This window comes from Acidobacteriota bacterium (assembly GCA_030774055.1).
Lineage (GTDB): Bacteria > Acidobacteriota > Terriglobia > Terriglobales > Acidobacteriaceae > JACPNR01.
In genome coordinates, this window is record JALYLW010000063.1 from 1 (window position 1) to 12847 (window position 12847).

At 63.5% G+C, this 12847-nt stretch carries 6 protein-coding genes and 1 pseudogene; 5 read left to right on the forward strand and 2 right to left on the reverse strand.

All coding sequences use genetic code 11. The features are described from left to right. Positions 1–52: 52 nt before the first annotated feature. Positions 53–1303, reverse strand: a complete 1251-nt coding sequence (locus M3P27_04935; GenBank protein ID MDP9267656.1) for a TolC family protein — start codon at positions 1301–1303, stop codon at positions 53–55. A 477-nt stretch (positions 1304–1780) separates the two neighbouring features. Between M3P27_04935 and M3P27_04940 the strand changes: the two genes are divergently transcribed. From M3P27_04940 to M3P27_04955, 4 genes are all read left to right on the forward strand, one after another. Further along, a complete protein-coding gene (locus M3P27_04940; GenBank protein MDP9267657.1) occupies positions 1781–2887 on the forward strand; it encodes an efflux RND transporter periplasmic adaptor subunit in 1107 nt (368 codons plus the stop codon). After that, complete coding sequence (locus M3P27_04945) at positions 2888–5974, forward strand: efflux RND transporter permease subunit (GenBank protein MDP9267658.1); 3087 nt, start codon at positions 2888–2890, stop codon at positions 5972–5974. It abuts the gene before it with no gap. A 266-nt stretch (positions 5975–6240) separates the two neighbouring features. Then, complete coding sequence (locus tag M3P27_04950) at positions 6241–7077, forward strand: outer membrane lipoprotein-sorting protein (protein MDP9267659.1); 837 nt, start codon at positions 6241–6243, stop codon at positions 7075–7077. Between the two features lie 29 nt (positions 7078–7106). Beyond that, the gene (locus M3P27_04955) at positions 7107–10361 is read left to right on the forward strand and encodes a glycosyl hydrolase (protein MDP9267660.1); all 3255 of its coding nucleotides are present in this window, start codon (positions 7107–7109) and stop codon (positions 10359–10361) included. Between the two features lie 214 nt (positions 10362–10575). On the opposite strand, the pseudogene M3P27_04960 reads toward M3P27_04955, so the two are convergent. Then, a pseudogene (locus tag M3P27_04960) lies at positions 10576–10716 on the reverse strand (NCS2 family permease). A gap of 94 nt (positions 10717–10810) precedes the next feature. On the opposite strand from M3P27_04960, the gene M3P27_04965 reads away from it, so the two are divergent. Then, positions 10811–12847: MFS transporter (locus M3P27_04965; GenBank protein MDP9267661.1), on the forward strand; the 2037-nt coding region annotated here is incomplete at its 3' end.

A 12847-nucleotide genomic window follows, 5' to 3' on the forward strand; every position in this document is an offset into this window, starting at 1 on the left:
CGGGCGTCCCGCCCGCGCCAGATTCGGCAATCGGCAATCGTCAATCTGAAATTTATTTCAGCGCCCAGCCCTCGATGTCTCCCGTCATGCGCAGCAACTGCATCTGCGCCTTCATCAGCTCGTAATCGGTGTCGAGGAACTGGGAATATTTGTCGGACTCCGCCACGCGCATCTCCTCCCGATCGCGTGGGCTGGCCGTGCCGGCTTCCACCTTCGCGTTCATCGCATCTGAATCGCCTCGCGCCAGCTGATGCTCGAGGCGCGCCACCTCGCGCGCCGCCGCCAGTTGCCGCACGATGCGCTGCAGCCGCAGCGTCTCCGACGACACCTGCTCCTTCACTCCCTCGGCCTCTTTCTTGGCGCGGATGGCCTGAGCGTCGGCCGCCTCGGCATGCGCGCGCCCGGCAAAATCGAAGAGGGGGAAGCGGATGGCCAGTCCGAAGCTCGCGTTGTGGCGCTGGAACTTCTTAAAGAAGTCCTCGAAATTGTTGAAGCGCGCGAACATGCCGTACGAACCGGCAAGGTCGACCTGCGGATACAGCGTCTTGTGCTGGCCTTCGGCGCGCATCTTCTGCGCCAGCGCGTTTTGCTCCGCCACCTTCACCGTGGGACTCGATTCCATCGCCCGCTTGCTGAGGTCGTCGTCCTGGCTCACCTCGGGCATCTTCGGCACGCTCTCGGTCACCGTCTCGATCGCTTCAGGCGCGAGCCCGGTGAGTTGTGAGAGTCGCAGGCGCTGCACATCGGCGGCGCCCTGCGTCTGCGCCATCCGCATGTGGACGCGCGCCGTACCCAGCTTCGCCCGCGTCATCACCATCTCGGAATCCACGCCCGCGCGCACGCGCTCGCCGGTGATCTGCTCCATGCGTTGCGCCGACTGCTCCTGCTGCTGCATCACCTTGAGCGAGCTGGTGAGCTTGTCGAGCTCGGTATACGCGCTCGCGGTCTCAAGGATCACCTGGTTGCGCTTGTCCTGGATGTTCAGCCCGCTCGCCTGCCAGTCGAGTTTTGCCGCCCTCATGAATGCCTGGTTGGCGGCGTTGATCACGTACTGCCGCGTGTCCACGTTGAAGATGGTGGGCGCCGAACCCTCGATCGACATGGGATACCCATACGACCATCCCAGCCCCGACCCCAGCGTCACCTGCGGCAGGTACAGGTTGCGCAGCTCGAGATAGTTCGAGTGCGCGCGCTGCTGATCGGCCGCGGCGATGGCCATCGTCCCGCTATGGCGCAGCGCCAGCTCGACCGCTTGCCGGAAAGTCACCGGCTCGGCCGCCGCATGCACGCTGCCAAAAAGCACGCTGCCCAAAAGAAAGCAGGACGAGGTCAGGAGAGAGGACAGAGAACGAGCTTTCATCACATCACCCGTGGAGTGGAGTCACGAAGTCTTTTATTAGACGCTTCGTTGTAATCGAGCGGGGACGCCTTTGCAACGGGTGAGCACGGAGCGAGCGCCGTACCGCGCGAGCAGAGTGCGAGGGGCGCGCAGCAGGAGCTGAGGGCGAAGCCCGTGGCGAGTAGCGTTGCGGCGCCCCTCGAAGAAAAGACGCTTCGTTGTAATCGAGCGGGAACGGGTTTGCAAACGGCAGGGAGTTCCCCCCTCCCTCTAGGGTCGCGGCCGACGATCCGGCGCCGATATGCTGCCGAACTGACACCTGCAATTTCAGAATCTTTTTCGTTTCCTGGGAAATCTCATGCAATACACGGACCGGGAACAGCTTTCCGATTATTCTTGGTAGAAGGTAAATGAGGTTTCATGGCTAGACGGATGCTCTTGATGCTTGCGGTCACAGCGCTACTGCTGGCTGGCCTTGGCTTCGTGAAGTTTCGCCAGGTAAAGGGCGCCATCGCGGCGCAAGCCAGCTTTCAGCCGCCTCCGGAAGCGGTCACCACGATGGTGGCGCGCGAGGAAGCGTGGCCGGCGACCGTCAACTCGATCGGCAGCGTGGTGGCGATCCGCGGCGTCACGGTCAGCGCCGATCTCCCCGGCATCGTACAGAAGATCAGCTTTGAGTCCGGCGCACCGGTCGCTGCCGGGGACGTCCTGGTACAGCTCGATACGCGGGAGGAGCAAGCGCAACTGGCGGACGCCGAGGCGCAGCGCGAGCTTGCGAATGTGAACTTCCGGCGCTATGAGGAACTGGTCAAGGAAGGCGTGATATCGCGCCTGGAGTATGACCGCGCGACCGCCGAGCAGCGCACACGCGACGCCAAGGTAGTGCAGATCCGTGCGACGATCGCGCGCAAGACCATCCGCGCGCCATTTTCGGGGATGCTGGGGATCCGTCAAGTGAATCTGGGGCAATACCTTGCCGGCGGCGCCCCTATCGTGCCGCTACAGGCGCTCGATCCTATTTACGTGAATTTCTCCGTACCGCAGCAAGCGCTCAGCGGGTTGAAGTCTGGGCAGGCCGTTCACGCCACCGCCGATGAGGATGCGACCGCGGACTTCGCCGGCCGGGTTACGGCGATCGATTCCGTTGTGGACCCGGCCACCCGTAACGTCCAGGTGCAGGCCACATTCCCGAACCGCGAACGCAGATTACATCCTGGCATGTTCGTGCAGACCAAGCTCTCATTCGGATCGAGCGATAGCGTGATCACGCTGCCGGCGTCCGCGATCAGCTACGCGCCTTACGGCGACTCGGTCTTCGTGGTCGCAGACCTGAAAGGCCCCAAGGGCGAGAGCTACCGCGGAGTGCGCCAGCAGTTCGTAAAACTTGGCGCGGCACGCGGCGACCAGGTCGCGGTCACCTCGGGCGTCAAGGTCGGGGAAGAGGTCGTGACCTCCGGCCTGTTCAAGCTGCGCAACGGCGCCGCCGTCAAGCCCAACAACAATGTGCAGCCTTCCAACAACCAGTCACCCAAGGTCGAGGACCGCTAAATGAGATTGACCGACCTTTTCATCCGGCGTCCGGTCCTCGCCATCGTCGTGAACCTGGTGATCCTCATCGCCGGATTGCAGTCCATCCGGTCGCTGAGCGTGCGGCAGTATCCGCGCAGTGATATTGCCATCGTGCGTGTCTCCACCGCTTACATCGGCGCCAACGCCAATCTGGTGCGCGGTTTCATCACCACTCCTTTGGAGCGCGTGATCGCCAGCGCCGATGGCATCGACTTCATGGAGTCATCGAGCGCGCAGGGCGTCAGCACCATCACCGTGCACCTGAAGCTCAACTACGACACCAACGCGGCGCTCACGCAGATCCAGGCCAAGGTCGCGCAGGTCCGCAACGATCTTCCGCCGGAAGCCGAAGCGCCGGTCATCGAGTTGGAGACGGCGGACAACCAGTTCGCCTCCATCTACCTGGGATTCTCTTCCGACTCGCTCGACCAGAATCAGATCACCGATTACCTGACCCGCGTGGTGCAGCCCAAACTGAGCGCCATCAGCGGCGTGCAGCGCGCGGACATCCTCGGCGACCGCACCTTTGCCATGCGCGTCTGGCTGAAGCCCGAGCGCATGGCCGCGCTCGGCATCTCGCCCTCGCAGGTGCGCACCGCGCTCGCCAATAACAATTCGCTCTCCGCGCTGGGAAGCACCAAAGGCTCCATGGTGTCGGTGAACCTGGTAGCCAACACCGATCTGAAGACGGCGGAGGAATTCCGCCAGCTCGTGGTCAAGCAGGAGAATGGCGCGGTCGTCCGCCTCGGCGACATCGCTGACGTGGTGCTGGGCGCGGAGAACTACGACTCCGACGTCCGCTTCAACGGCCAGAATTCCACCTTCATGGGGATCTGGGTGCTGCCCACGGCGAACTCGCTCGAGGTCATCAAAAAAGTTCGCGAAGCGATGAAGGAAGTGCAGGCGCAATTGCCGGTCGGGATGAAAGGCAGCGTCCCTTACGACTCGACCGCCTACATCCAGGACGCGATCAACGAGGTGTTCCAGACGCTCACCGAGACGCTCATCATCGTGGTGATCGTGATCTTCCTCTTCCTCGGGTCGGCGCGTTCCGCGCTCATCCCTGCCGTAGCTATCCCCATCTCTCTTATCGGCGCCGTATTCCTGATGCTGGTTGCCGGCTTCACCATCAACCTGCTCACGCTGCTGGCCATCGTGCTGTCCGTCGGCCTGGTGGTCGACGACGCCATCGTCATCGTCGAGAACGTGGAGCGGCACTTGCAACTGGGCGCGCCGCCGATGGAGGCGGCGATCCAGGCCGCGCGCGAGCTGGTCGGCCCCATCATCGCCATGACCATCACCTTGGCCGCGGTCTACGCCCCCATCGGCCTGCAGGGCGGGTTGACGGGCTCGTTGTTCCGCGAATTCGCATTCACCCTGGCCGGAGCCGTCCTCGTTTCCGGCATCGTCGCGCTCACGCTCTCCCCCATGATGAGTTCGCGGCTGTTGCGCAGCGGAGACGCCGAACGCGGCTTCGCCGGTTGGGTCAATCGGCGTTTCGACACTGTCCGCCGCGCGTACACCGGCGCTCTTACCGGGACGCTCCGGTTCCGCCCGGTCGTGCTCGTGCTGTGGGCCATCGTCGCGGTCCTTACCATCCCCTTCTACATGTTCTCGCAGAAGGAGCTGGCGCCGAGTGAGGATCAAAGTATTGTCTTCGGCGTGATCCAAGCCGCGCCGAACGCCACTTTGGAACAGACCCAGCTATTTGCGTCGCAGGTCTCGGATGTCTATCGCTCCTTCCCCGAAGGTGAGAGCTTTTTTCAGATCGTGAGCCCGAGTGGCGGATTTGGCGGCATGGTGACCAAGCCATGGAGCCAGCGCAAGAAGAGTACCCAGCAGCTTCAGCTGGAGGCAGCGAATAAGCTTTCCGCCATCCCGGGAGTGCGCGTCATCTCGCTGGTGCCGGCGCCGCTTCCCGGAGGCGGAGATTTCCCGGTGGATTTCGTGATCGCGTCCACGGCTGAGCCGGAGCGTCTCAACCAATTTGCCAATCAGCTGGTCACGAAAGCGATGGCGAGCGGCCTTTTCATGTTTGCGGATTCGGACGTGAAGTTCGACCAGCCTCAAACCGAGGTCGTTTTCGATCGCGACAAGCTGCGCGCGCAGGGCGTGGACCTTTCGAAGGCCGGCGCGGACCTTGCCACCATGCTCAGCGGCGACTACGTGAACCGGTTCAGCGTGCAGGGACGCAGTTACAAGGTGATCCCGCAGATCAAGCGCTCCGAACGCCTCACCACCGATCAGCTCAAGGACATCTACGTCACCGGAGCGGGTGACAAGCTGGTGCCGCTCTCGACTTTTGCGACGTTGAAGACCACCACGGAACCCCGCAATCTCAAGCGCTTCCAGCAGCTGAATGCCGTCCGCATCCAGGGTGTCATCCCGCCGAACGTATCGCTGGATACCGCATTGAAAATGCTTGAGGCCGAAGCGGCGGCCATCCTGCCGCCCGGCCAGGGCTTCACCGTGGACTACGCGGGCGAGTCCAGACAGCTGCGCACCGAAGGGGGAACGTTCTTCGCCACGTTCTTGCTCTCCGGCGTCCTGATCTATCTCGTGCTGGCGGCACAGTTCGAGAGTTTCCGCGATCCGCTCATCATCCTTGCCGGCTCCGTGCCCCTCGCCCTCTCGGGTGCGCTGCTGTTCTCGTTCCTCGGTCTCACCACCCTCAACGTTTACAGCCAGATCGGCTTGATCACCCTGGTGGGACTGGTGTCGAAGAACGGCATCCTGATCGTAGAGTTCGCCAACAAGCTTCAGGAACAAGGAAAGGACAAGCTGCACGCCGTGATCGAAGCTGCGACCACTCGCTTGCGGCCGATCCTGATGACGACCGCCGCTACCGTGATGGGACACCTGCCTCTCGTGTTTGCCCGGGGCCCAGGCGCCGGCGCTCGCAACAGCATCGGCATGATGCTGGTGACCGGAATGATCATTGGCTCGGCATTCACCCTGTTCGTGGTGCCATCGATCTATGTCCTGCTGGCACGGACTCACGTGCGTGCTGCCGCCGGCGCTGAAGGCGCCCCCGATGTAGACAAAGAGCTCGTGGAGGTCGCCTGAGTCAGCCGCGGAACAGTTTCCTGTTGGCTTCTTGGCGGTCAAATCGCCCACACCGCCAAATCCTTGGAACTTCCACGCCGCTCCAGTCGTAACCCTCGCAGCAGCCAGGGTGCGGATTGACAGTCCGAAAGGCGGCAGGTATCTTCCAATCGTCCCCCGCAAGCTAACGATCAACGATCAACGATTCATGCCGCCAGGGGCGCCGGTTTCTGGGCCTCGCGGCGTACGCGGCTCCCGCACCAGCCATCTCTAGAGGAGAACACCGAATGCAACGCAAGCTGTTTCTCGTAGTCCTTGCCCTGCTCATCGCCCTGCCCTTGGTCGCGCAAGACCTGACCGCCGACCAGATCATCGCCAAGAACATTGAGGCGCGCGGCGGCATGGCCAAGCTGAAGGCCGTGAAAACCATGAAGGCGACCGGGAAGATGATGGTGGGCCCCGGCATCGAAGCCCCGGTCATCGTCTACCAGCGCCGTCCCGACCAGATGCGCATGGAAATCACCGTCCAGGGCCTCACCCTCGTACAGGCGTATGACGGCAAGACCGGGTGGGCCATCGTCCCGTTCCAGGGCAAGAAGGATGCGGAGCAGATGACCGCCGACGACGTGAAGGAAGTCAAAGAGCAGGCCGATATCGATGGCGCGCTCGTCGACTACAAGCTCAAGGGCCACAAGGTCGAGCTGCTGGGTAAGGACAAGGTTGAAGGTTCAGACGCCTACAAGCTCAAGCTCACCCGCGCCAACGGCGACGTGGAGACCATCTACGTCGACGCCGACAGCTTCCTCGAAGTCAAGACCGAGGGCAAGCGCACCATACGCGGCACCGAGATGGAGACCGACAGCAACATCGGCGACTACAAGGAAGTCGATGGCCTGATCGTGCCCTTCTCCATCGACAGCGGCGCCAAGGGACGTCCCGAGCGCCAGAAGATCACGGTCGAGAAGTATGAGTTCAACGTCCCCGTGGACGCGGCCATGTTCGTGATGCCGCCTCCGGCTCCCAAGGCGGCAACGCCACCGGCAGACAAGGACAAGAAAGAGCCGGCGCCTGCGGCCACCACGCCCGCGGAGAAACCGAAGACGGCTGATAAACCCAAGAACTAGGCCCCGTCACCCATCGAATGAGGGAATCTATGTGGCAGCGTGTCCGGGACCTTCGCGTCCCCGTGCTCTTCGTGTTGCTGGTCACGGCATCGGCCCTGGCCGGGTTCACGCCAACTGGCGCCGCCCAAACTGGGTCCACACAAACGACGCCGGCTAAAAAAGCCGCGGCGAAGAAAGCGCCCGCCAAGCCATCCGCGTCCGCCGCGGCGGCGCCAGCCGCGGTTGCGCCCGCACCGCGGGCACAGATCGATGCCGACACCTTCGGCGGCTACGAAGCGCGGCCCATCGGGCCCGCCCAGACCGGCGGACGCGTTGCCGACCTCGACGCCGTGCACGAAGGCCAGAAGCTCACCATCTTCGTGGGCGCGGCTGCCGGCGGTGTCTTTCGATCGAAAGACGGCGGCGTCACCTTCAAGCCCATGTTCGATAAGCAGCCGGTGCTTTCCATCGGCGCCATCAAGATCGATCCCAACGACCCCAAGACCATCTGGGTGGGCACCGGCGAATCGTGGACGCGCAACAGCGTCTCGCTCGGCGGCGGGCTCTACCGCTCGAAAGACGGCGGCGACAGCTGGGAGTTCATCGGGCTGAAAGATTCCGAGCGCATCGCGCGCATCGCCATCAATCCCAAAGATTCGAACACGGTCTACGTCTGCGCCACCGGCCATCTCTGGAACGCCAACCAGGAACGTGGCCTCTACAAGACCACCGACGCGGGCAAGAACTGGACCAAGGTCCTCGCCGTCGACGAGAACACCGGCTGTGCCGATGTTTCCATGGACCCCACCGATCCCAATGTGCTTTACGCCGGCATGTGGCAGTTCCGTCGCAAGCCTTATGCGTTCGAGTCGGGCGGCCCGAAGAGTGGCTTCTTCAAATCCACCGACGGCGGCAAGACCTGGACGAAGCTCACCAACGGCCTGCCCGCCGGCGGCGAGCAAGACCCCATCGGCCGCATCGCGGTGGCGGTCGCGCCCTCGCAGCCGAATCGCGTCTACGCCCTCGTCGAGGCAAAACACACCGCGCTCTATCGTTCCGATGATGCCGGCGCGTCGTGGAAGGAGATGAACAACGCCTTCAACCTTACCGGGCGCCCGTTCTACTTTGCTCGCCTGGTGGTCGATCCCACCAATCCGGACCGCGTCTACAAGCCGGGCTTCAACTTCACCGTCTCCGATGACGGTGGCAAGACCTTTTCCGGCACCGGCCTCGGCGAGGGCGGCGGCGCGCACGGCGATTATCACGCCGTGTGGGTCGATCCCCAGAACAACGAGCGTTTGCTCGTGGGCACCGACGGCGGCGTTTACCAGTCACCCGACCGCGGCGCGCACTTCCGCTTTCTCTCCAACATCCCTATCGCCCAGCTCTACCATGTGAGCTACGACATGGATCGTCCCTACAACGTCTATGGCGGATTGCAGGATAACGGCACCTGGATGGGCCCCTCGACCTATCCCGGAGGCGTCTACAACCGCCACTGGCGCAACATCGGCTTTGGCGACGGCTTCTGGGCGATGGTCGAGCCCAAGGATCCCGACATCGTCTACGTCGAATACCAGGGCGGACATGCCTCGCGCGTGCGCAAATCCACCGGCGAGATGAAAGACATCCGCCCCCTGCCGCGTCCCACCGAGCCCGAGCTGCGCTTCAACTGGAACACCGGCATGCACCTGGGCGCGAAGTCCGGCAACCTCTACCTGGGTAGCCAGTTCCTCATGCGCTCCACCAACCGCGGCGATACCTGGGACCGCATCTCGCCCGACCTCACCACCGGCAATCCGGAGTGGTTGAAGCAGGAGGAGTCTGGCGGCGTGACCGTCGATAACTCCGACGCGGAGAAATACGAGACCATCTTCGCCATCTCCGAGTCGCCCCTGAACGCTCTCGTCATCTGGGTGGGCACCGACGATGGCAACGTGCAGCTCACCCGCGACGGTGGTAAGACGTGGAAGAACCTCACCAAAAACATCCCCGGTCTGCCCGCGAATACCTGGGTGTCGAGCATCAGCGCGAGCCGCTTCGCTCCCGGCACCGCGTACGCCACTTTCGACGGCCACATGACCGGCGACATGAAGCCCTACGTCTACGTGACGAAAGACTTCGGCCAGACTTGGACCGCGCTCGCGACCTCAGCCATGACCGGATTCGCCCACGTCATCCGCGAAGACCCGGTGAAGCCGAACCTGCTTTTCGTGGGCACCGAGTTCGGTCTCTTCCTCTCGCTCGATGGTGGCCAGGACTGGGCGCAGTTCACCGGCAACCTGCCCAGCGTCCCAGTGCGCGATGTGCAGGTGCATCCGCGGGATGGCGACCTGCTGATCGCTACCCACGGGCGCGGCTTCTACATCGTCGACGACCTCACGCCTATCCGCAACATGACGGCTGCGGTGCTCAACGCCGACGTTGCCTTCCTCCCGGTGCGCGATTCCGTGCTGCCCATCCCGCTCAACGAGCAGCGCTTCGATGGCGACCAGGAGTGGGATGGCCGCGCGCTCAGCGAGAACGCCGCCCTCGCCTACTACCAGAAGAAGCGCCACATCTTCGGCGATCTGAAGCTCGAGATCACCGACGCGAAAGGGAACCTCGTCACCACCCAGCCCGGCAACAAGCGCAAGGGGCTCGTCCGCATGGAGATTCCCACGCGCCTGAAGCCGCCGAAGGTCCCGGGCGGCGCTTCGCTCATCCAGAACCCGTACGCGCTCTACGGGCCGCGCCTCGCGCCCGGCACCTACACGGTGAAGATGACGAAAGGCAAAGAGACTTACACCACGCAGCTCAAGCTCGCCCCCGATCCGCGCTCCACCCACACCATCGCGGACCGCCTGGCGCAGCATGACCTGGTGATGAAGCTCTACAACCGGCTCACCGACTTGACCTACCTGGTCGAGAATGTGGTCGCCACCCGCGACGCCGCCCGCGAACGCGCCGCCAAGCTGCCCGCCGGCGACGCCGTGCGCGCTCAACTTGACGCGCTCGCCGCCGACATGGAAGCGCTGCGCAGCCGGCTCGTCGCCGTGAAGGAAGGCGGCGGCATCACCGGCGAGGAGCGCATCCGTGAAAAACTCGGCACCCTCTACGGCGCCGTCAATCAATACGACGGACGCCCCACACAAGACCAGTTCGATAACTTCGACACCATGAGTGGACGTCTCGACAAAGCCGCAGCAGACTTCAAAGCCGCAACGGATAAGGCGCTGCCCACGGTCAATCCCGGATTGGAAGGGAAGAAGCTCGCGCCCATCACGGTGCTGTCGCGCGACGACTGGAACAAGAAACAGAAGTAGGGATACTGAAAGAAGAAAGACACTGGGGCCGGCGCATCGCCGGCCCCTTTTGCTTGTCATTCCGAGCGAAGCGCAAGTCCCGCTCCGCGAGACGAGCGCGAGTCGAGGAAGCCCTAGCGCAACCAAACCTTTCGTGAGCCTCACACGTAGGGATGAAACACGAAGAACGCCAGCGACAATCCCAGCCAGCACCCACAGGCCCGGCTTCACATCGCGCTTCGCGCGGCAGTCCCGCCGCCGCCATGATCGCTGGATTCACCACGATGATGTAGCTCATCGTCATGAACGTGGTCAGTCCCGCCACGGCTTCACGGCCGTAGCTGGTCTTGTGTTGCTCGAAGAACCTCCCCGCCAAGCGAACGAAAGACTCTGCCGGACACGCCCTTTGCTTGCAAGCGGAATCTGCTGTCGCGTTCTACGGATGGGATAGAATCACGCCCCGCCAACTCATGAGTACTGCCGCCACGTCGCCGCAGCCCGAGCCGCGTCCGCCCGCGCCCTCCATCCGCGGCTTCTGGGCGCTCATCGTCACGCAGTTCCAAGGCGCGTTCAGCGATAACGTCCTCAAGAACCTGGCGATTTATTTCGTGCTCTCGCTGGGTGTGGCCGAAGGCACGCGCAACCGCTACAGCACGCTCATCAACGCGCTCTTTTCCATCCCTTTCATCCTCTTCTCGATGGCCGGCGGATACTTCGCCGACCGCTTCAGCAAGCGCACCGTCACCATCGCCACCAAAGCGATGGAGATCGGTGTGATGCTGGTCGCGCTCGCCGGCCTTTGGCGCGGCAACATCTACGTGCTGCTCGCCGCCGTCTTCCTGCTCAGCACGCAGGCAGCGCTGTTCGGACCGTCCAAGTACGGACTGCTCCCCGAACTCCTCCCCACCGACCGCTTGTCATGGGGAAACGGCATCATCGAGCTGGGGACATTCCTCGCCATCCTCACCGGCTCCATCGCGGGCGCGTTCTTTTCAGACACCTTCCACGGACGCGCCTGGCTCTCCGGCGCCATCCTGCTGGCGCTCTCGGTCTTCGGACTTGCCACCAGCTTCGGCATCGCGCGCGTGCCCGCCGCCGCGCCCGCGCGCCGCTTCCGCGCGAACTTCGTCGCCGACCTGGGGGAGAAGATCCAGCTCATCCGCCAGGACAACGTCCTCACGCTCTGCGTCGCGGGCAACACATTCTTTTTCTTCATCGCCGCGCTGCTCACCAACAACATCTATTTCTTCGGCCACGACTATCTCAAGCTGCACGACACCGAGAACGGATACCTGCTTGCCGCCGTGGCCATTGGCATCGGCGTGGGCTCGCTCATCGCCGGCTTCGTCTCCGGACACAAGATCGAGTACGGGCTCATCCCGCTGGGCACCATCGGCATGAGCATCTTCGCCATGCTGCTCGCCTACTTCGGGCGTGACCTGCGCTCCGCCATGCTGCTGCTCGGCATGCTTGGATTCTTTGCTGGATTCTTCGCCGTCCCCATCAACGCCGCCATCCAGCATCGCCCGCCGGAAGACCGTAAAGGTGGCGTGATCGCCGCCGCCAACCTGCTTTCCTTCATCGGCGTGGCTTTAGCCGCCGGCGTCTACTTCGTTCTCCAGACCACCGCCGGACTTCCACCGCGCGCCATCTTCTTTGCTGCCGGCGTCATCATCGTGGCGGCCACGATCTACGCGCTCTGGCTGCTGCCCGCCGCGCTGCTCCGCCTTGGCCTGTGGTTCGCCACCCGCACGGTTTATAAGATCCGCCTCGAAGGACGCGAGAACATCCCCGAACGGGGCGGCGCGCTGCTGGTCTCGAACCATCTCTCGTTCGTCGATGCGCTGCTGCTGGTCGCTTCCACCGACCGCTTCATCCGCTTCCTCATCTTTCAAGACATTTACAACCACCCGCTCATCAAGCCGTGGGCGCGCATCATGCGCGCCATCCCCATCTCGAGCACGCAGCGTCCGCGCGAGATGATCCGCTCGTTGCGCGAAGCCACCGACGCCATCCAACGCGGCCAGGTCGTCTGCATCTTCGCCGAGGGCCAGATCACGCGCATTGGAGGATTGCTGCCCTTCCGCCGCGGCTTCGAGCGCATCATGAAAGGCGTGGACGCGCCCATCGTGCCCGTCCATCTTGACGGCGTCTGGGGCTCGATCTTCAGCTTCGAAGCGGGACGCTTCCTATGGAAGTGGCCGCGGCGTATCCCGTATCCCGTCACCGTGAGCTTTGGCAAACCGATGCCCGCGGACTCGACCGCTTTCGAAGTCCGCCGCGCCGTGCAGGAGCTGCACACCGAAGCCTGGCCGCGCCAGCGCAAAGAAAAGATGTTGCCGCTGCATCGCGCCTTCATCCATGTGGCGCGGCACCATCCCGCGCGCTTCATGATGGCCGACTGGAAGACGGAGAAGCTGCGCTTCGGCGGCGCACTGATGAAGACCGTGTTCCTCGCGCGGCGCCTGCGCAAAGTCTGGGGTGAGACCGGAGCGAGCGCTGGCTCG